The organism is Enterobacter wuhouensis, assembly GCF_004331265.1.
Taxonomy (GTDB): Bacteria; Pseudomonadota; Gammaproteobacteria; order Enterobacterales; family Enterobacteriaceae; genus Enterobacter; species Enterobacter wuhouensis.
Map to the genome: position 1 here is coordinate 158,384 of NZ_SJOO01000008.1, position 21,445 is coordinate 179,828.

The 21,445-nt window shown below is 44.0% G+C and carries 18 protein-coding genes; 17 read left to right on the forward strand and 1 reads right to left on the reverse strand.

Translation table 11 applies throughout. The annotated features are described in order from the left end of the window. The first annotated feature begins 39 nt into the window (after nt 1-39). The 16 genes from E0L20_RS23900 to ugd all read left to right on the forward strand — a co-directional run bounded on the left by E0L20_RS23900 (nt 40) and on the right by ugd (nt 19,180). Nucleotides 40-360 carry a hypothetical protein gene (locus E0L20_RS23900; RefSeq protein ID WP_165500724.1) on the forward strand — a complete coding sequence of 107 codons (321 nt, stop codon included), beginning with the start codon at nt 40-42 and terminating at the stop codon, nt 358-360. After that, a complete protein-coding gene (gene pseB / locus E0L20_RS17485; protein ID WP_047625690.1) occupies nt 353-1,351 on the forward strand; it encodes a UDP-N-acetylglucosamine 4,6-dehydratase (inverting) in 999 nt (332 codons plus the stop codon). Before E0L20_RS23900 ends, pseB begins: the two co-directional genes overlap by 8 nt. Next, nucleotides 1,351-2,502: a UDP-4-amino-4,6-dideoxy-N-acetyl-beta-L-altrosamine transaminase gene (gene pseC, locus E0L20_RS17490; RefSeq protein ID WP_131635062.1), complete on the forward strand. Its 1,152-nt coding sequence runs from the start codon at nt 1,351-1,353 to the stop codon at nt 2,500-2,502. The genes pseB and pseC overlap by 1 nt, the downstream gene beginning before the upstream one ends. Then, entirely contained in the window at nt 2,503-3,213 is a 711-nt protein-coding gene (gene pseF, locus E0L20_RS17495) for a pseudaminic acid cytidylyltransferase (RefSeq protein WP_131635063.1), read from the forward strand. Beyond that, nucleotides 3,191-5,767: a pseudaminic acid synthase gene (pseI, locus tag E0L20_RS24105; RefSeq protein ID WP_242673417.1), complete on the forward strand. Its 2,577-nt coding sequence runs from the start codon at nt 3,191-3,193 to the stop codon at nt 5,765-5,767. Before pseF ends, pseI begins: the two co-directional genes overlap by 23 nt. A 51-nt stretch (nt 5,768-5,818) precedes the next feature. Beyond that, nucleotides 5,819-7,078 carry a polysaccharide biosynthesis protein gene (locus tag E0L20_RS17510; RefSeq protein WP_131635064.1) on the forward strand — a complete coding sequence of 420 codons (1,260 nt, stop codon included), beginning with the start codon at nt 5,819-5,821 and terminating at the stop codon, nt 7,076-7,078. Further along, nucleotides 7,056-8,456 (forward strand): capsular polysaccharide export protein, LipB/KpsS family, encoded by a 1,401-nt coding sequence (locus E0L20_RS17515; RefSeq protein ID WP_207389456.1) that lies wholly within the window; start codon nt 7,056-7,058, stop codon nt 8,454-8,456. The genes E0L20_RS17510 and E0L20_RS17515 overlap by 23 nt, the downstream gene beginning before the upstream one ends. A gap of 36 nt (nt 8,457-8,492) precedes the next feature. Next, entirely contained in the window at nt 8,493-9,782 is a 1,290-nt protein-coding gene (locus E0L20_RS17520; RefSeq protein ID WP_131635066.1) for a DUF6418 domain-containing protein, read from the forward strand. After that, nucleotides 9,775-10,743: a glycosyltransferase family 2 protein gene (locus E0L20_RS17525; protein WP_131635067.1), complete on the forward strand. Its 969-nt coding sequence runs from the start codon at nt 9,775-9,777 to the stop codon at nt 10,741-10,743. Before E0L20_RS17520 ends, E0L20_RS17525 begins: the two co-directional genes overlap by 8 nt. 57 nt (nt 10,744-10,800) lie before the next feature. Next, nucleotides 10,801-11,565: a DUF4422 domain-containing protein gene (locus E0L20_RS17530; RefSeq protein ID WP_131635068.1), complete on the forward strand. Its 765-nt coding sequence runs from the start codon at nt 10,801-10,803 to the stop codon at nt 11,563-11,565. Next, complete coding sequence (glf, locus tag E0L20_RS17535; protein WP_131635069.1) at nt 11,562-12,707, forward strand: UDP-galactopyranose mutase; 1,146 nt, start codon at nt 11,562-11,564, stop codon at nt 12,705-12,707. The genes E0L20_RS17530 and glf overlap by 4 nt, the downstream gene beginning before the upstream one ends. 14 nt (nt 12,708-12,721) lie before the next feature. Beyond that, entirely contained in the window at nt 12,722-14,158 is a 1,437-nt protein-coding gene (locus E0L20_RS17540; protein WP_131635070.1) for an undecaprenyl-phosphate galactose phosphotransferase, read from the forward strand. Between the two features lie 150 nt (nt 14,159-14,308). Further along, the gene (gene gndA, locus E0L20_RS17545; protein WP_131635071.1) at nt 14,309-15,715 is read left to right on the forward strand and encodes an NADP-dependent phosphogluconate dehydrogenase; all 1,407 of its coding nucleotides are present in this window, start codon (nt 14,309-14,311) and stop codon (nt 15,713-15,715) included. Between the two features lie 93 nt (nt 15,716-15,808). Beyond that, nucleotides 15,809-16,894, forward strand: coding sequence for a dTDP-glucose 4,6-dehydratase (gene rfbB, locus E0L20_RS17550; protein WP_131635072.1), 1,086 nt, complete (start codon nt 15,809-15,811; stop codon nt 16,892-16,894). Further along, complete coding sequence (rfbA, locus tag E0L20_RS17555) at nt 16,894-17,775, forward strand: glucose-1-phosphate thymidylyltransferase RfbA (protein ID WP_131635073.1); 882 nt, start codon at nt 16,894-16,896, stop codon at nt 17,773-17,775. The genes rfbB and rfbA overlap by 1 nt, the downstream gene beginning before the upstream one ends. A gap of 238 nt (nt 17,776-18,013) precedes the next feature. Further along, nucleotides 18,014-19,180, forward strand: coding sequence for a UDP-glucose 6-dehydrogenase (gene ugd / locus E0L20_RS17560; RefSeq protein ID WP_131635074.1), 1,167 nt, complete (start codon nt 18,014-18,016; stop codon nt 19,178-19,180). A gap of 51 nt (nt 19,181-19,231) precedes the next feature. Here the strand turns inward: ugd and E0L20_RS17565 are convergent, their stop codons facing one another. Next, on the reverse strand, nt 19,232-20,236 hold the full coding sequence (locus tag E0L20_RS17565; RefSeq protein ID WP_131635075.1) for an NAD-dependent epimerase: 1,005 nt from the start codon (nt 20,234-20,236) through the stop codon (nt 19,232-19,234). Between the two features lie 193 nt (nt 20,237-20,429). Between E0L20_RS17565 and wzzB the strand changes: the two genes are divergently transcribed. After that, nucleotides 20,430-21,410, forward strand: coding sequence for an LPS O-antigen chain length determinant protein WzzB (gene wzzB / locus E0L20_RS17570; RefSeq protein WP_131635076.1), 981 nt, complete (start codon nt 20,430-20,432; stop codon nt 21,408-21,410). Nucleotides 21,411-21,445: the final 35 nt, after the last annotated feature.

Consider the following 21,445-nt stretch of genomic DNA (forward strand, 5'->3'; position numbering starts at 1 on the left):
CGACAGCAATCCCTCATATGGACGGTATGGTCCTGGTGAGTGGGTGCTGTCGTTTTTTTTATAAAAAATGATACATTACAGGCAGTTATAGTATGTCGTTTTGTTTCTTTACTTAACGATTTTTGCTTGTTTCTACTTTCAATTAGGACGACAATTGTCACCACATTTGCGATTGGTCCGGTAAGCGATCTTTCTGGTTTTGATCGTAAAGACTCACACGTCTTGATTATTCTCAGTGCACTGGTAGCTGTAAAGCCAGGGGCGGTAGCGTGGGAAAATGCCCTTGCGGGCCTGGGTTACAATCTCTTCAATTGTAGCAACCTATATGTTGATAATTTTCTGGTGAAAAAACATGTTTGATAATAAAACGATTCTGGTAACTGGCGGCACGGGTTCTTTTGGCAATAAGTTTGTTCGCATGACGCTTGAAAAATATAATCCTAAGAAGATTATTATTTATTCACGTGATGAAATGAAACAGTGGGAAATGGCTAAACATTTCAAAGATGAAAGTCGTATCCGCTTCTTCATTGGTGATGTGCGCGATAAAGACCGTCTGTACCGTGCGCTGGATGGTGTTGATTTCGTGGTGCATGCTGCAGCTACTAAAATCGTACCTACCGCAGAATACAACCCATTCGAATGTGTAAAAACCAACATCAATGGCGCAATGAACGTTATCGATGCCTGTATTGATAAAGGTATTGAGCGCGTGGTTGCACTGTCTACCGACAAAGCAAGTAGCCCAGCAAACCTGTACGGTGCAACTAAGCTGGCCTCTGACAAGCTGTTTGTCGCCGGTAACTCGTACTCTGGCGCCACCAAAACCCGCTTTGCCGTCGTTCGTTACGGTAACGTGATGGGTTCCCGCGGTTCCGTTATTCCTTTCTTCCTGTCCATCAAAGACAAGGGTGAACTGCCAATCACTGATGACCGCATGACCCGCTTCATGATCACCCTGGAGCAGGGCGTAGAGCTGGTATGGCATGCCTTCAATGATATGGAAGGCGGCGAGATCTACGTTAAGAAAATCCCTTCAATGAAAGTGACTGATGTTGCAACAGCCGTTGCGCCAGATGCTGCTCAGAAAGTGATTGGTATTCGTCCTGGTGAAAAACTGCATGAGCAGATGATCAGTGCTGAAGATGCGCACTACACCTATGAGTATCCGGAACACTTTAAAATTCTGCCTGCAATCCATAACTGGTGCGATTCCCCAGAGCGTATTAAGGATGGCAAGCGCGTTCCAGAAGGCTTCGTTTACGAGAGTGATAGCAATGCAGAATGGATGAGCATTGAAGAGCTGCGTCAATGGATTGATGATAATCGTGAAAAAGTAGGCAATATCTAATGAAATTTATCCCCTATGGACGGCAGGATATCTCTGATGAAGATATCAATGCAGTAGTGGGCGTACTGAAGTCTGATTTCTTGACTCAGGGGCCATGTGTTCCACAGTTCGAGCAGGCCATCGCTGATTACGTCGGCGTTAAGCACGCCGTTGCGGTAAACAGTGCAACGTCTGCACTTCATATTGCGTGCCTGGCACTGGGGCTGAAAAAAGGTGACTGGCTATGGACATCGCCTAACACCTTCGTGGCTTCGGCAAACTGTGGGCTCTATTGCGATGCAAATGTAAGCTTCGTGGATATTGATCCGCAGACTTACAACATGAGCGTTGAAGCGCTGAAAACCAAACTCATTGCGGCGAAAGCAGAAGGCAAGTTACCTAAAATTGTTGTACCGGTGGCATTTGCTGGACAGTCATGCGATATGGAAGCGATCCATCAGCTTTCGAAAGAGTATGGTTTTGCCATTATTGAAGATGCATCACATGCCATCGGCGGCAACTACCAGGGGGCCAAGATTGGCAACTCCCGTTTTGCTGATATCACCATTCTGAGCTTCCACCCGGTTAAGATCATCACCACGGCGGAAGGCGGTATGGCGCTGACGAACAATGATGCACTGGCTGAAAGCATGCAGCTTTTCCGCAGCCACGGCATTACGCGTGACGGCGATAAAATGACTAAAGCGTCTGAAGGTGGTTGGTACTACCAGCAGGTTGATCTTGGTTTGAACTACCGCATGACCGAACTGCAGGCGGCGCTGGGTGTGACCCAGCTCAAGCGTATTGATGGATTTGTGGCGCGCCGTCATGAACTCGCAAAACGTTATCATACTGCGTTTGATGGCATTCCCGTGTCGACACCTCTGCAAGCAGAAAGTGGCTACAGTGCATTACATCTTTACCCGTTAACGGTAAACGATCCTGCCATGCGTAAGCCATTATTCGATCGCCTGCGTGAAAAAGGGATTGGTGTTAACGTTCACTACATTCCCGTTCACACTCAACCGTATTATGAGCAGTTAGGGCATAAAGCAGGGGATTATCCGGTCGCGGAGGATTACTACGCGCGCGCGATTAGCATTCCTATGTACTCCACATTGACAGATGAAGAGCAGGATTACGTCATCCAGTGCATTCGGGAGTTCTTTTAAATGAATGTGGCAATCATTCCTGCGCGTGGCGGCAGTAAACGTATTCCACGCAAAAATATTAAAGAATTTTGTGGGAAACCAATGATTGCCTGGTCCATTGAAGCCGCTCAAAAGAGCGGCGTCTTTGATCGAATCATTGTGTCAACCGATGATGAAGAGATTGCTGAGGTTGCGCGTGAATATGGTGCAGAAGTGCCTTTTATGCGCCCAGCAGAGCTGTCGAATGACTATGCGGGTACGATCCCTGTTATTCATCATGCTGCTGACTGGCTTATTAATCACGGCTATACGATTGATTTTGTATGCTGTATTTATGCTACTGCGCCATTTATCCGCGCCGAGGATATTGTTCGTGGCCTGTCTATACTGCGTGAACAGCAAGGTGATTACGCTTTCACTATTACAAAATTCCCTTATCCGATTCAAAGGGCACTGAAAGTTAGCAACGAACAGCGTATCAGCATGTTTTCGCCAGAAATGTTCAATGTTCGTTCTCAAGACCTGGAAGAGTCGTGGCACGATGCCGGGCAGTTTTACTGGGGTACCTCCCACGCCTGGTTAAATGAAAAGCCGATTTTTAGTGCAAATTCCTTCTCAATAGAACTTCCACGAGAGCGAGTTCAGGATATTGATACTCCAGAAGACTGGCGCGTAGCAGAGTGGTTGTTTAAAGCCATGGAGTTTAAAAATGAATGTGTTTCTGCGGGCTGATTCATCGCTTTCCATAGGCTCAGGCCATATAATGAGATGTCTCAACCTTGCTCACGCTTTAAAAAAAGCCGGAGCACAGTGCTACTTCATTTGTAAAGACCACCGTGGAAACATCCTGGAAAAAATCTTCCAGGAAAACTTTCTGGTAAAAGTTATCTCGGTTGTTGAGCAAACAGACTCATATATTCATGATGAAAAGTCATGGTTAAATGGTAGTCAGGCTGATGATGCCAGTAAGTTTATCGAGTTAGTGCTCGAGAGTGGTACTGATCCGGACATTATTATCGTTGATCATTATTCCTTAGATAGCGATTGGGAAACTATAGTTAAAGCTCATTTCCCAAATGCTCGCTTAGTGGTTATCGACGATCTGTGTAATCGTCCGCATTGTTGTGATCTACTCATTGACCAAACCTACCAGCGTAGAGCCGAAGAATATGTTCATTTAAATCAGAGTAATTGCAGGATTCTTACTGGTACAAAATATGCGTTAATCAATCCAGTCTTTTCTCAGAGTAGAAATAAATCAATTTCAGATAAAGCAAATATCACCGAACCCAAAAAACTAATGTTAACAATGGGGGGGGTTGATGCTCACAACGTCACTGGAAAGATACTTGAGTTTCTGGAACAGTTGGCTTTTAGCTGTATTGAAAAAATAACAGTCATATTAGGAGCAGCCTGTCCGCATTTTGCAGTAATAAGCGCGTTGGCACAAAACTCTCAATACAGAATTGAAATATTGACGAATGTTTCGAACATGGCTGAGCTAATGTCCGAGCACGACTTTGCTATAGGAGCCTTGGGCGGGACTACCTGGGAGCGCTGTGTTATGGGGTTACCCGCCGTGAATGTTGCCATAGCAGATAATCAGAAAACAATAGCTAGCAACCTGGCAGGGGCTGGGGCGATAGTGCTCAATGCGGAGGATTTTAATATTTCCGACCTTCGTTCTGCACTTACTCATTTGATTGCTCATTATCACGAGCAGCGTCTCCTTGTTCTAGACATTTGTGATGGTCAAGGACTGATCAGGGTTATCCAGGAAATGATTCTTATGCCTGCAAAAGATGGAACGAATGTGACTCTTCGTCAGGCAACATCCGATGATATTGATTTTGTTTATCAGATTCAATGTGAGCCGAAAACACGACAGTATGCACGCAATCCTAATATTCCTGAATATGAAGATCATGTAAACTGGATGCAGCGTAAGTTGAATGACAGTGAGTCTTATTTTTATATCATTGAACATTCTGATTCATGTGGCGTCATCCGGTTAGATCCCGTTGGAAACACTGCCGCCAAATATGAAATATCAATCTTTTTAACTTCAGGAAGTCACGGCAAGGGCATTGCGAGTGCGGCGATAAAACGTGCGTTAATGCTACATCATAATATAACAATACTGGCAACTGTACTACCAGACAATTATTCATCACATAAATTGTTTGAGCACCTAGGATTTTTTAAAATATCTCCCAGCGAATATATTAGCGAGAAAAAAATGAACGAATTTATAACAATTGATGGTCGTAAAATTGGTAAAGATCATCCTCCTTATATAATTGCCGAGCTTTCAGCCAACCATAATGGTGACATTGATCGTGCATTTAAGATCATGGAAGAAGCGAAAGCTGCAGGTGCTGATGCCATCAAATTACAAACTTATCGTGCGGATACAATTACCATTGATTGTGATACAGAAGATTTTCAAATCCATGGTGGTTTGTGGGATGGTCAGACGCTTTTCAATTTATATAAAGGCGCACAAATGCCATGGGAATGGCACAAGCCACTGTTTGATAGAGCAAAACAGCTTGGTATTACTATTTTCAGTAGTCCATTTGATTTTACAGCTGTCGACTTGCTTGAAGAGTTAGGGGCTCCGGCGTATAAGATTGCCTCATTTGAGGCGATTGATTTGCCGTTAATCAAATACGTAGCCAAAACTGGCAAACCAATGATTATATCAACAGGCATGGCAGACGAGCAGGAAATTCAGGAAGCGATTACAGCTGCTCGCGAAGGGGGATGCAAGGAGCTCGTCGTTTTACACTGTGTAAGTGGCTATCCAGCTCCGGCAGAAGATTATAATCTTGCAACCATACCTGATATGGCTGAGCGATTTGGTGTTATTACTGGTCTTTCCGATCATACCATTGATAATACAACAGCAGTTGCATCTGTAGTCCTTGGTGCCAACGTCATCGAAAAACACGTTACTTTGGATCGTAATGGCGGTGGGCCGGATGACAGTTTCTCACTTGAACCTGCTGAGCTCGTTGCACTTTGCCGGGATGCAAAAACTGCGTGGCAAGCTTTAGGGCGCGTAAATTATGAACGCAAAGAAAGCGAAAAAGGGAATGTAAAGTTCCGTCGCTCACTTTATGTTGTTAAGGATGTCAAAAAAGGTGAAAAACTGACCGGCGAAAATGTTAAGAGCATTCGTCCTGGCTACGGTCTGGCACCAAAATATTACGACGAAGTTATAGGAAAAATCGCTACTCAAGATATAGTGAAAGGCACTCCGCTTCAGGACGATCATTTTTGATTTAGTAATAAGCCAAGGATGGCATGTTGGTCTTAAGGTGGTCTGATGTTTTTGAAAATAAAAGTACCAACACATTTTTTTGATTTGTTATTAAGAATAGCAGCACTCGGCGGCAAGTTTTTATTGATGATGGCCATTGCAAGGTTCTTAACAGTCAAAGATGTCGGCAATTATGGATTGTATGTTAGTATAATCGTCATCTCTCTTTATTTTGTTGGTTTGGATTTTTATGTGTTTTCTACACGAGAAATTTTAGATCCACAAATTAAGAAAAAAATAGGCAGCATATTATTTAATCAGGTTGTGTTTTTCATTTTTAGCTATGTACTTCTCGCGGCGTTATGGCCCGGGTTACTGACATTATCAGCTATTACCGGGGTGGGTGGGTTACTATTTCTGCTGACAGTATCTGAGCATCTTTCACAAGAATGTTATCGTATACTCATTATTAAAGAAAAAATAACGCTTGCCAATTTTTTATTGTTTGTCAGATCTGGCATATGGTGTTATCTATGCGTGCCACTACTCTATTTCGGAATGGTTAATCTAGAACAAATTTTTTATTTATGGCTTGTTTTTTCTGCAATTTCAGTAATCATCGGTGTAAAATTTATATTGCATTTCGAATCCATATCAATTTCCGATTTCAAAATTGATATTAAGTGGTTAATGCGTGGTATCAAAACATCATTTTTATTCTTCATGGGTACCCTTTGTTTACGCGCAATTAACTATTTAGACAAAGTCATAGCAGTTCATTTTATTACAACACCAAAACTAGGTGTTTACGTTTTTTTCTTTGGAGTATCTGCTGCGGTTCAGGCAATAATAGATGTGTTAGTCGTAACAAGATACTATCCTTCGCTTGTTAGGGCTATCCAGGAACAAAATCTAGAAGAATCTAAGAAGGCATTTGATAAGTTTAAGAAAAAAATGCTTTACTATAATTTTGGACTTTTTATCATCTCAATTCCGGCCTGTTATATGATGATTAAGCTAACAGGCAAGATGGAATACATAGATAATTTCTTATGGTATATATTGATAGTTATATCATTATCCTTATTAAATATCTCGATGCCATATCATTATGCGTTGTACTCGAAGAAAAAAGATTCATCGTTAATTATTATTAATGCCTTGGCATTACTGATTTTTACTATCGCCTCGTTTGTTTTTGTCAACATGCTACCTAATAGCGGAATGATTCCAGTTCTAATTGGTTTGATTTCCTCTAATCTCTTCATACTCATAACTAAATATTTTATCTTTCTTAAGGAGTTCAATGGTGAAGGGCATCATCTTAATTAATAACGCAATTTTCTCTCCTGTATTTAAGAGATTGGCGATAGAATTAAAAAATAAAAATGTTGATATTACCATTGTAACGGATAGCGATTTTTCCATTAGAAAATATAAGTTGGATGAAATAGGCTGCGAAATTATTTGTTTTGAACGTTATGCATATGAATCAAAAACTGGACGTCAAGAATTAACAAGTCAGTACGATAGTTGGAATATTCACGCTGATTATGACCGTGATAACTATTATCATTCTGTAAAATCAAATAATAATAATTTCTGGGGTGAAACCTCAAAGGAATTGTACGATTTTTTTGAGAAGATCTTCATTAATGATACGTTTGATTTTATTTTTTATGAAAATGTTTCTAATGGTTTGGCTTATACTGCAAACAAGGTAGCCGAAAAGTACAATGTTCAATATTTAGGTCTGACTGCAAGTAGACTACCAGGTAAATCGTTATTCTCATCATTGGATGATCGTTTATCGCAGGAAATAATTCAGTGTTTGACGCAACAGCCTGAAATGAGCCCAGAAAAATACACCGAGATTAAGAACTATGTAACTAATATTCATCATATACAGCCTGATTATATGAAAAATAATGGTCTTTCATCCATTAATTTTATGAGTAAAATTTTCAAAAAACGTGACTTTACATTTATTATAGAAACTATTCGTCAAACATTTGTTGGAAAAAATGTTCTTTTCCAAGTTGGGAACCCACTTCTCAAAAGTTTTTATATGAATTTCAGAGAGATAAAACGTTGGTTTTGTGTAAAAAAGATCAAAAATCTATTTAATGAAGATCTCACTTCACAACCTTTTTATCTTTATCCTCTCCATTATCATCCGGAATCATCGACTTCGATCCTGGCGAAGTTTTATGATGAATATAATCTTATTCGTAATCTTGCATTTAGTCTCCCACACGGTAAATTTCTAGTTGTGAAAGATCACATTTCTGCAACTGGATATGAAGGTCTGGAGTTTTATAAAAAAATATTAAAATTGCCAAATGTTAAATTAGCAAATCCTAATTTAAATTCTAAAGAGTTAATAAAAAAATCGCTAGGTGTTTTCACCTTAACGAGTACTGTAGGTTATGAAGCAGTGTTAATGAACAAACCTGTGATAGTATTTGGTGATGTTTTTTATATGGGGCATCCATTAGTTTACCAATGCCAAGGCTACGGAGACATAGATAATGCCTTTGAACACATTAATCTTAATTTTAATGCAGATTACAGCGAGTATAACATAAAATATGTGGGCGCCTATGATGCTCTATGCTTCCCGCTAACAATCAACTACGCGACTGACCCAGGCGCTGACTTTATTGATAATGTCAGTACACAAATATTGCGAAAATTGAAGGTCCGCTAGATGCTAATGTTGTGGTGTTGGGTATGTCTCTTCTTTATGAGTTATATTGTTCACGGCTCAGATATTCTTAACCTTGCTATTGTTTTAGGTTATATATTTGTGTTGTTTTACTTTTTAGTGAAAAAAGAATCCTTTTTTATTATTAGTAGCTTCTTCTTGTGGTCAATATTAACTACTGCAATTAGTGGGTTAATCCTTGAGACTGGCGTTTTTTTGCCGGAGTTAGGAGAGGTTTCGACTCTGAATGGTGCAACTTCCATTAATGTTAGCCTGGCAGTAATAACTCTACTTATCACCTCAAATGTTTATGTTTTCTTAAACTCACGTATTAAGGTAGAAATTAATACATCCTATTTGGTTAATTCTCTAATTGAAAAAATTTATCCTGTATTTGTTGCTTTAGCCACTATATTCGTAATTTTTTTATTTATTAAATACGGAAAGCCAAGTGATTATGGTCAGGATAGATTTTATTACTGGAACAATATAGCTCCTTCTTGGGGGAATCTTGTAAGACTATTTGTAGAACAGTCTGTTTTTATTCTTGGTTGTATCTATGCAAAGAATAAGAAAAAAACTATACTTGCCTTGTTTGTTTTAGGATTACTTTCACAAATCCTTGTCGGTGAAAAATTTACTGGCATTTTCCAAATGCTGCTTTTCTTCGCTGTAAGTTTTCTAATAGCATCAAATAGTGTGATAAGTAAAAAAATATTTTCCTTTAAAAATATGATTTTATTTTCATGCTTAGGTTTCATTTTTTTAGTCCTTGTTTGGACGAGTTATTTCTCACTGTCTGGCGATAGTACGCTTGCATACGAATCCCTTAAAACACGAATTGCGGCGCAAAGTCAGTTATGGTGGGCGCTAACAGAAAATGGGGCATCGGCAAACTTTACCATTTCCAGTTTATTTGTTAATTTATTTGGTATTGGGGCGTTGCCGGAAAATACTGGAATGTCGTATTTAATGGGGCTCGTTATGCCTCAGCATTTATTCAATGTTTATCAGGAAGCTGGCATTGCATTAACAATGGCATTTCCTGCAAACATTTTACTTTTCTTCGGCCCATTCATGTCATTATTGATATGTATGATTCTTGCTGTTTTTCTGGCTCTAGCACTGTGGTTTACAGCATATACGCTTAGAAATAAAGATTATATTTTATTATATATAGCAATGAAGGTATTCAATATTGCCATTCAATTTGTTTTAATGGGCAGGGTTTATCTTCTATTTGAATGGAAGATTGTACTGTTGTTACTGCCGATTATTTTTGCTTTTGTTGCGCATTCAAAATATAGGGCTGTTAAAGAAAATGCCTGATATATCATTTATCATACCTGTATATAATGTATCTTCTTACATCAAAGATTTTTTCAAACCTTTTAAGCTTTGTACTATATCCTGTGAAGTTATATTTGTTAATGATGGGTCAACAGATTCATCTGCCGATATACTGCAGCAGCTAGAGAATGAAGACTCCAGAGTAACTGTTATTCACAAACAAAATGGAGGGGTCTCGTCTGCCAGAAATTTAGGAATTAAACTGGCAACAGGTAGATTCATTTCATGTTTAGATCCGGATGACCTCGTTTCACCGAGTCTCTTTAAATGTATTGATTTTTCTCTGAGAGAGTTTCAGGATGTCGATACAATAGTTTACCGTTATGAAAAGTTTAATGATGGTGAGAAACCTAAAGTATTTAGTAATGATGTTGGACACTCCGCTTATAATTATATTCATAAAAACAAACTTTCCACACTGCACAATTACCCGTGGCAAAGAATTGTGAAACGAGAATTCTATCTTGACAACTTCTTCCCGGAAGGAATTATTTATGAAGATTCAGTTACGATTCCTATATTAAATGCTAAGGCTAGAGTAGTTCTAGAAATAGATGTTGTACTTTATTACTACCGGGTGCGTAAAGATTCCTTGACTAATTTTAACATTCAAAAAAATATGGAATTAGTTACAGCTTTGTCTTTGCTTGAAGATAAAGTTGCAATGCAACCTGATTATAGACAAAATCTTTATTCCTGTGTCGCACACCTGTCTAGAAGTGCATTGGTTATATTGACCAAAATGTCAAAATCAAATAGCTCAGTTGCCATATTTAAAAACAACCATAGAATAATTTTCTCTAAGTTTAGTCGATATCCACTTTCAGTAATATTGAGCAGCAACGCTAGTCCTATCGACAGGTTTTGTTTTGTGCTGCTCAAAATGCACCTTGTAGGGTTCTTGTGTTTTAAACTTATATATAAAATTATTAGCAAATAAATGGTCATGATGACAAGTTTTGCTGTCATGCCCGTGATGTATATTTAAAGGTAATAAATGAAAGTATTCGTGGTGTCACATAAATATTATGAATTTCCTATAAATCAAAAATATGTACCTCTAAAAGTTGGATTGTCAAAAGAGAGTCTTGCTTCAAGTTATGAGCAAGATTCCACCGGCGACAACATCGCCCATCTGAATCCATCCTTCTGCGAACTCACCGCAGCCTATTGGATCTGGAAAAACGTTCAGGAAGAGGTTGTTGGCCTTGCACACTATCGTCGCTATTTTGCCTCCTCCACGAGCAACCTGACGGTAAAGGGCAAGCGTATTGCGTCTCCAGAAGAGATGGCGGATATGCTCAAAAGTGCTGATATTCTGGTAGCAAAACCACGCAACTATTTCATCACCAGTATTAAAAGCCATTATATCCACGCTCACCATGAGTCCGACTATACTCAGCTTCGTGACGAAATTGTTTTGCAGCAGCCTGATTATGTCGCCGATTTCGACCATGTTATGGGTGGAACCAAAATCAGCCTCTACAACATGTTCGTCTGTAAAAAATCATTGATTGACGAGTATTTTGCCTGGCTCTTCCCGCTGCTGTTCGCGCTGGAACAAAAAATAGATTACCAAAATTATGATGCGTACCAAAAACGCGTATTTGGCTTTATGGCAGAAAGACTTTTCAATGTATGGCTTCATCATCAGCGCGATCGGCTGACCATAAAATATATGCCGGTGGTCAACATTGATGGTGAGAACTTACTTTTGAAAGGTATTGGATTATTAAAACGACATTTTTGGGGAACAAAATGACAGTCGCTATTGTTGGTGCAGGTATCTCTGGGGCCGTTATCGCCAGGCTGTTAGCTGAGCAAGGAATATCATCCGTTGTTTTTGATAAGCGCTCGCATATCGCAGGTAACTGCCATTCTGAACGTGATCCGCAGACGAATGTAATGTTACACGTTTACGGCCCCCATATCTTCCATACGGACGATAAAGAAGTCTGGGATTTCGTGAATGATTATTCAGAATTTATGCCTTACACCAACCGTGTAAAGGCTGTCTACAAAGGCAACGTTTATCTGCTGCCTGTTAACCTGCACACCATTAACCAGTTCTTCAATAAAACGCTGCGTCCGGATGAAGCTCGCGCCTTCATCGAATCTAAAGCGGATAAATCTATCGTTGACCCGCAGAACTTCGAAGAACAGGCAATCAGTATGATTGGCCGGGAGCTTTATGAAGCATTCTTCCGGGGCTATACGCGTAAGCAGTGGGGCGTTGAACCGACTGAATTGCCGGCAAGCATTCTGAAACGCCTCCCATTGCGTTTCAACTACAATGATAACTACTTCAACCACAAGTATCAGGGCATGCCTAAAGAGGGCTATACCGATATGGTCGCAAAAATTCTCGACCATGAACTGATCGAGGTGAGGACCGATACTGAGTTTTCTGCGGATGAAGGCGATGCCTACCAGCACGTATTTTGGTCTGGTGCACTTGATGGATACTTTAACTTTAGCGAAGGGCGTCTCGGCTATCGTACCCTGGATTTCGAAAAGTTCTCTGCTGAAGGCGATTATCAAGGGACGGCGGTTATTAACTACTGTGAAGAAGATGTGCCTTACACTCGTATCACCGAGCATAAGCATTTTTCTCCGTGGGAATCTCACGAAAATACCACGTGCTACCGTGAGTTCAGCCGTTTGTGCACGGAAAACGACGTTCCTTATTACCCAATTCGCATGGTGAAGGAAAAAGAGTTGCTCAACCGTTACCTGGATAAAGCTCAGGCGCTCAGTAACACCACGTTTGTTGGACGCCTGGGCACATATCGCTATCTGGATATGGACGTTACTATTCGCGAAGCCATTGACGTTGCCAAAAAATATCTCGAATGCCAAAGAAATCAGGAGCCAATGCCTGTATTTAATATTAATCCTCGTTAATCTCAGGTGTTGTCATGGATACGGATAATTTTTTGAATAAATATAACCCGTTGCTATGCAAGGTTTTTCTGGCAGCCTCGGATTTTATTTTTTTTAATATCTCTCTCGCGCTTTCCATCGGCTGCGTGTACTGGATCTTCAACGATCTGTATCGGTTTATCCCGGACAATCAGCTGGAGATGCGTATCATCTCCCACGTCGTTTTAAGCGTGATCTGCGTGGGATGGTTCTGGGTTCGGTTGCGGCACTATTCTTATCGCAAACCATTCTGGTTTGAGTTAAAGGAAATCATCCGCACAATCGTTATTTTTGCCGTCTTTGATCTGGCCCTTGTGGCCTTTTCTAAATGGCAATTTTCCCGATATGTGTGGGTTTTTTGCTGGACCTTTGCATTAATCTTGCTGCCATTCTTCAGAGCCATGACCAAACATCTTCTGAATCGTCTTGGTATTTGGAAGAAAAAAACGGTCATCATTGGAAGCGGGAGTAATGCTGTAGAGGCTTATTTCGCTTTACAGAGCGAAGAAATGTTAGGTTTTGATGTCGTCGCATTTTTCGACGAGGAATCAACAGAGCCGATGCTGCAGGGGCTGCCCGTTCTGCGCGATCCTAATATTCTTTGGGAGATGAAGAAAACCGGTGATATCCATTTCATCGTTGCCTTTGAAATGGAAAACAGCGATAAAACGATGAACTGGCTGCGAGAACTGTCTAAGAAGGATTGTCGATCGGTGACGGTCATTCCTTCTCTGCGCGGGCTGCCGCTATATAATACCGATATGTCATTCATCTTTAGCCATGAAGTGATGCTGTTACGGATCCATAATAATCTGGCAAAACGTACCTCTCGCTTCCTGAAGCGCACGTTCGATATCGTTTGTTCCTCACTGATCATCCTTATTTCGTCGCCACTGCTTATTTACCTTTGGTACAAGGTCACTCGCGACGGTGGACCGGCAATCTATGGGCATATGCGTGTCGGTAGGCATGGCAAACTGTTTCCATGCTATAAATTCCGTTCGATGGTGATGAACTCTCAGGAAGTCCTGCAAAAACTTCTCGATTCAGATCCTGCCGCTCGTGAAGAGTGGGATCGTGATTTTAAGTTAAAAAATGATCCCCGAATCACTTCAGTCGGACGCTTTATCCGGAAAACGAGCCTGGATGAACTGCCTCAGTTATTCAATGTTCTTAAAGGACAAATGAGCCTGGTGGGGCCACGTCCCATTATTTCGGAAGAGCTGCCGCGCTATGATGATAATGTCGACTATTACCTGATGGCGAAGCCCGGCATGACGGGTTTGTGGCAGGTAAGCGGACGTAACGACGTAGATTACGATACGCGCGTCTACTTTGATTCCTGGTACGTCAAGAACTGGTCGCTTTGGAATGACATCGCAATTTTGTTCAAAACAGTGAAAGTCGTTCTTCATCGTGATGGTGCATATTAATGCACCAATAATAGGGTTTTATACCCATTAAGTTCATTCTTAAGAAGACATCTATTGCTACCTTCTGGCCTCTATCCTGAGTTAACATGTTCTTCACTTTACCCGCCGGCTCCGTTACGGCGGGGTATCCACACCTGACAGGAGTATGTAATGTCCAAGCAACAGATCGGCGTTGTCGGTATGGCAGTGATGGGGCGCAACCTGGCGCTCAACATCGAAAGCCGTGGTTATACCGTCTCCGTTTTCAACCGCTCCCGTGAAAAAACTGAAGAAGTGATTGCCGAAAACCCAGGCAAGAAACTGGTTCCTTTCTATACGGTTAAAGAGTTCGTTGAGTCCCTGGAAACGCCTCGTCGTATCCTGTTAATGGTGAAAGCGGGCGCAGGTACCGATGCAGCAATCGACTCCCTGAAACCTTATCTGGATAAAGGCGACATCATCATTGATGGCGGCAATACCTTCTTCCAGGACACCATCCGTCGTAACCGTGAGCTCTCTGCTGAAGGCTTTAACTTCATCGGTACCGGTGTGTCCGGTGGTGAAGAGGGCGCGCTGAAAGGCCCATCTATTATGCCTGGCGGCCAGAAAGAAGCGTACGAGCTGGTTGCACCTATCCTGACCAAAATTGCTGCCGTCGCTGAAGACGGTGAGCCATGCGTCACCTACATCGGTGCCGACGGCGCAGGTCATTACGTTAAGATGGTTCACAACGGTATCGAATACGGCGATATGCAGCTGATTGCTGAGGCCTATTCCCTGCTGAAAGGCGGCCTGAACCTGACCAACGAAGAGCTGGCTGAAACCTTCACCGAATGGAATAAGGGCGAGCTGAACAGCTACCTGATCGACATCACCAAAGATATCTTCACCAAAAAAGATGAAGACGGTAAATACCTGGTTGATGTGATTCTGGATGAAGCGGCAAACAAAGGCACCGGCAAATGGACCAGCCAGAGTTCTCTGGACCTCGGTGAACCGCTGTCTCTGATCACCGAATCCGTCTTTGCGCGCTATATCTCTTCCCTGAAAGAGCAGCGCGTTGCGGCATCCAAAGTGCTGTCTGGCCCACAGGCTAAACCAGCGGGTGAAAAAGCGGAATTCGTTGAGAAAGTTCGTCGTGCGCTGTACCTGGGTAAAATCGTCTCTTATGCACAGGGCTTCTCTCAGCTGCGTGCCGCTTCTGACGAAAACAACTGGGACCTGAACTACGGCGAAATCGCGAAGATCTTCCGCGCTGGCTGCATCATTCGCGCGCAGTTCCTGCAGAAAATCACCGATGCCTACGCAGAAAATGCGGGCATTGCGAACCTGCTGCTGGCTCCTTACTTCAAAAAAATCGCGGACGAATATCAGCAGGCGCTGCGTGACGTCGTTGCTTACGCTGTGCAGAACGGTATTCCGGTTCCGACCTTCTCCGCTGCGGTGGCCTACTACGACAGCTACCGTGCTGCGGTACTGCCTGCCAACCTGATTCAGGCGCAGCGCGACTACTTCGGTGCGCACACCTATAAACGTACCGACAAAGAAGGTGTGTTCCACACCGAATGGCTTGATTAATCCGATCTCGGTCTAGCCATTTCACTAAGCCCGGTAGCGATACCGGGCTTTTTTGTCCCGACCAATCCACTCACTTTTAATGGAATAGATTGCGTGAAAATTCTTGTTACTGGTGGTGCCGGTTTTATCGGCTCTGCTGTCATCCGACATATTATTAGCAATACACGGGATAGCGTTGTTAACGTTGATAAACTGACCTATGCCGGTAACCTGGAATCCTTGCGTGAGGTAAGCGATAGCGACCGTTATGTTTTTGAGCATGCTGACATATGCGATAAAGATGCAATGGAGCGTATTTTTGCTGCTCACCAGCCCGATGCAGTAATGCATCTCGCTGCAGAAAGCCATGTCGATCGTTCAATTACCGGGCCAGCCGCGTTTATCGAAACCAATATTGTTGGCACCTACGTCCTGCTGGAGACCAGCCGTGCCTACTGGGCTTCACTGAATGATGCGGCAAGAAACGCATTCCGTTTTCACCATATCTCAACCGATGAAGTCTACGGCGATTTACCGCATCCAGATGAACGTCACGACGCCGGGCCGTTGCCCATGTTTACGGAAAAAACGTCTTACGCGCCAAGTAGCCCTTATTCCGCATCCAAGGCGTCGAGCGATCATTTAGTGCGCGCATGGACGCGCACATATGGCCTGCCAACGATTGTGACGAACTGTTCAAATAACTACGGGCCTTATCATTTCCCCGAGAAACTTATTCCGCTTGTCATTCTGAATGCGCTGGAAGGCAAACCCTTACCGATTTACGGCAAGGGCGATCAGATCCGCGACTGGTTATACGTGGAAGATCACGCACGTGCGCTGTATACCGTTGTGACAACGGGAGCCGTGGGGGAAACGTATAATATTGGCGGGTACAACGAGAAGAAAAATATCGAGGTTGTCCACACCATATGCGATCTGCTGGATGAAATCGTACCCAGGGAAATATCCTATCGGGAACAAATTACCTATGTAACTGACCGTCCGGGGCACGACCGCCGCTACGCGATTGACGCTCAAAAAATTAGCGCCGAGCTGGGCTGGAAACCGCAGGAAACCTTTGAAAGCGGCATTCGCAAAACGGTTGAATGGTATTTGAACAATCAGGAATGGGTCTCTAATGTTAAAAGTGGCGCCTATAAAAGCTGGATCGATCAGAATTATGGGGAGCGTAAGTAATGACTAAGCGTAAAGGTATCATTCTGGCCGGCGGCTCCGGTACCCGGCTCTACCCGGTCACGATGGCGGTAAGCAAACAGCTGTTGCCGATTTACGATAAGCCGATGATCTATTATCCGCTATCAACGCTGATGCTTGCCGGCATCAGGGATATCCTGATTATCAGCACGCCACAGGATACGCCCCGTTTTGAGCAACTGCTGGGTGATGGCAGCCAGTGGGGATTGCGTCTGCAGTATAAGGTGCAGCCGAGCCCCGACGGGCTTGCTCAGGCCTTTATCCTTGGCGAAGAGTTTATCGGTGACGACAACTGCGCGCTGGTGTTAGGCGATAACATTTTCTACGGACATGACCTGCCTCGGCTGCTTGAAGGGGCTGCCGGTCAGGAAGAGGGGGCGACCGTGTTCGCCTATCATGTCAGCGATCCGGAACGTTATGGTGTTGTTGAGTTCGACAAAGAAGGCACCGCAATTGGCCTTGAGGAGAAACCTCAGCATCCAAAAAGTAATTACGCCATCACCGGCCTTTATTTTTATGACAATGATGTCATTGAAATGGCCAAGGGCTTGAGCCCGTCGGATAGAGGCGAACTGGAAATCACCGATATCAACCGTCTGTATATGCAGCAGGGGCGACTGTCTGTCGCAATGATGAGACGAGGCTACGCCTGGCTGGACACGGGAACACACCAGAGCATGATTGAGGCGAGTAATTTTATCGCAACAATTGAAGAACGACAGGGGCTTAAAGTTTCTTGTCCGGAAGAGATTGCGTTTCGTAGAGGATTTATCGATGCGGAACAGCTTATGCTGCTTGCAGAGCCGCTGAAAAAGACCGGATATGGTCAATATCTGCTTAACCTTACCAAGGGATTAGTCTGATTTGAGCCAGCCCGCTGTTTAACCATTTTAGCTGCCTATAAGCGTTAAGTACCCCACTATTGCTGGAAAGCCGGTACTTAAGGCGCTGTTTCGGTAACGGGCGCAGTGGCGTCAACGTATTCACCAGCCCGGCGTGCACCTTGACAGTGAATTGGCATTAGCGATAAAAAACCACCAGTTAATCATTGTGGTGACCCTTTGAATGTCACCAGAAACTCATACTGAAGAAGCCAAACGAATGAAAATAACCATCTCCGGAACAGGCTATGTTGGCCTTTCAAACGGTATCCTGATTGCGCAGCACCATGAAGTGGTCGCGCTGGACATCGTGCAGGCCAAAGTGGATATGCTTAATCAGAAACAATCGCCGATTGTGGATAAAGAGATCCAGGATTATCTTTCAAACAAGCCGCTGAATTTCCGCGCGACGACGGATAAAGAAGATGCCTACCGCGATGCGGATTATGTCATCATCGCCACGCCGACCGATTACGACCCAAAGACGAACTACTTCAACACCTCAACGGTTGAGGCTGTGATCAAGGACGTGATCGCGATTAACCCGAATGCGGTGATGGTTATCAAGTCGACCATTCCGGTAGGTTTCACCCAGTCCATCAAAGAGAAGTTTGGTATCGATAATATCTTCTTCTCGCCAGAGTTTCTGCGCGAGGGCAGGGCGTTATACGATAACCTGCACCCATCCCGTATCGTGATTGGTGAACGCTCCGAGCGTGCAGAGCGTTTTGCCGCGCTGCTGCAGGAAGGCGCGGTTAAGAAAGATATTGCGGTACTGTTCACCGATTCTACCGAAGCCGAGGCGATTAAGCTGTTTGCCAACACCTATCTGGCGATGCGCGTGGCTTACTTCAACGAACTGGACAGCTACGCCGAGAGCCTGGGGCTCAACACGCGTCAGATCATTGAAGGCGTCTGTCTGGACCCGCGCATTGGCAATCACTATAACAACCCGTCATTCGGTTACGGCGGTTACTGTCTGCCGAAAGATACCAAACAGCTGCTGGCAAACTATCAGGCCGTGCCAAACAATCTGATTTCGGCGATTGTTGATGCGAACCGCACGCGCAAGGATTTCATCTCTGATTCCATTCTTGCTCGCCATCCGAAAGTCGTGGGCGTGTACCGTCTGATCATGAAGAGCGGTTCCGATAACTTCCGCGCCTCTTCCATTCAGGGGATCATGAAGCGTATTAAGGCCAAAGGCGTTCAGGTTATTATCTATGAGCCAGCGATGCAGGAAGACGAGTTCTTCCATTCACGTGTGATTCGCGATCTGGATGCCTTCAAGAAAGAAGCAGATGTGATCATCTCTAACCGCATGGCTGAAGAGCTGGCGGACGTGGCGGATAAGGTTTATACCCGCGATCTCTTTGGCAGCGACTGATATTCAGTCTGCAGCACATAAAAAACCCGGCTATCAGGCCGGGTTTTTGTTTTAGACCTTGTAGAAGTCGCGGTACCAGTCGACAAACTTCTTCACCCCGTCCTTAACGGTCGTTTGCGGTTTAAAGCCTACCACGTCGTAAAGCGGCTTAGTGTCCGCGCTGGTTTCCAGAACATCGCCAGGCTGAATAGGCATCATGTTCTTGTCGGCTTCTTTACCCAGCGCTTCTTCCAGGGCGGTAATGTAATCCATCAGTTCTACAGGGGAACTGTTACCGATGTTGTACACGTGATAAGGCGCGGAGCTGGATGCCGGAGAACCGGTTTCGACGGTCCAGTCAGGATTGGCCTGCGGAATCACGTCCTGGAGACGAATAATCGCCTCAACGATATCGTCGATGTAGGTAAAGTCGCGCTTCATCTTGCCGTAGTTGTATACGTCGATGCTTTTCCCTTCGATCATCGCTTTGGTGAATTTAAACAGCGCCATGTCCGGGCGACCCCAGGGGCCATACACGGTAAAGAAACGCAGGCCGGTGGTCGGCAGGTTGTACAGATGCGAATAGGTATGCGACATCAGCTCGTTGGCTTTTTTGGTTGCTGCGTACAGCGAAACCGGATGGTCTACCGAGTCATCCGTTGAGAACGGCATCTTGCGATTGAGGCCGTACACGGAGCTTGATGATGCATAAAGCAGGTGCTGGACGTTGTTGTGGCGACAGCCTTCCAGAACGTTGAGATGCCCAATCAGGTTGGCATCTGCGTAAGCGTGCGGGTTATCCAGAGAGTAGCGAACGCCGGCCTGTGCGGCCAGGTGAATCACGCGATCGAATTTCTCATCCGCAAACAGCGCCGCCATGCCTTCACGGTCTGCCAGGTCAAGCTTGTGGAATGTGAAATTGTCAGATTTCAACAGGTCCAGACGAGCCAGTTTGAGGTTAACATCATAGTAGTCATTGAGATTATCAATACCGATAACCTGATGACCAGCATCGAGGAGCCGCTTGCTGACATTCGCACCGATAAATCCCGCTGCGCCCGTAACCAGAAATTTCATATCATCCCTCATTCACACATGTTCTTACAGATGCCATAACGCACCAGATTGTGTCTATCATAGCGCGATGGGTGCTACTTACATAACCCATCTTTCCGATATAACTCATCGGATTCTTATAGAAAAATCGGCAGCAACAGATACACTATGTAAACATGATTATTTTTGCCCTTTTTCATTTGTTAGGGATTGTATGACGCAAAACAACAATAACCTGGTCACGCGAAGCAATGACCCGGAGCAAATTGATTTACTTGATCTAGTGCTACAGCTGTGGCGTGGGAAGTGGACGATAATTACCTTTGTTATTGTTTTTATCGTGCTAGCTGTTGGATATATTACCGTCGCTAAAGAGAAATGGACCTCAACGGCGATCATCGCGCAGCCTGACGCGGCGCAGATTGCAACCTATAACAACGCCTTAAACATCCTGTATGGCAATGCGGCGCCTGCGATGCTGGACATACAGACCCGCGCAATTGGACGCTTTAACTCCTCTTTTTCTGCGTTGTCACAGGCACTTGAAAATCAGGAAGTGCCAGAGAAGCTGACAATTGAGCCAGCGGTGAAGGGACAAGCGCTGCCATTAAGCGTCTCATACCAGGGTGAATCCGCTGAAGCTGCACAAAAGCAGCTGGCGCAATACATCCAGCTGATCGATGAGCAAACGGCGAAAGAGCTGACCGTTGACCTCAAAGACAACATCAAACAGCAGATCACAACCCTGAATGACTCCCTGGAAAACCAGGAGAAGGTCTCTCAGGAGCAAAAAGACCTGCGAATTAAGCAGATCACCGAGGCGCTTAAGAACGCCGAGGCTGCAAAAATCACGACTCCTCAGATCCAACAGACTCAGGATGTGACCCAGGAAACCATGTTCCTTTTGGGTAGCGAAGCGCTGAAATCAATGATTGATAACGAAGCGTCTCGCCCGCTGGTATTCTCTGGTGCTTACTACCAGACCAAGCAAAACCTTCTGGATATCGAGAATCTGAACGTGAATCCGGACACCATCCACGTTTACCGTTATGTGATGAAGCCGAACTTACCCATCCGCCGCGACAGCCCGAAAAAAGCCATTACGCTTATTCTGGCCGTGCTGCTGGGCGGGGTTATCGGGTCCGGTGTGGTGTTGGGACGTAATGCGTTGCGAAACTACAAGCCAAAAGCCTGATTCAGAAACAAAAAAAGACCGGGTCTCCCCGGTCT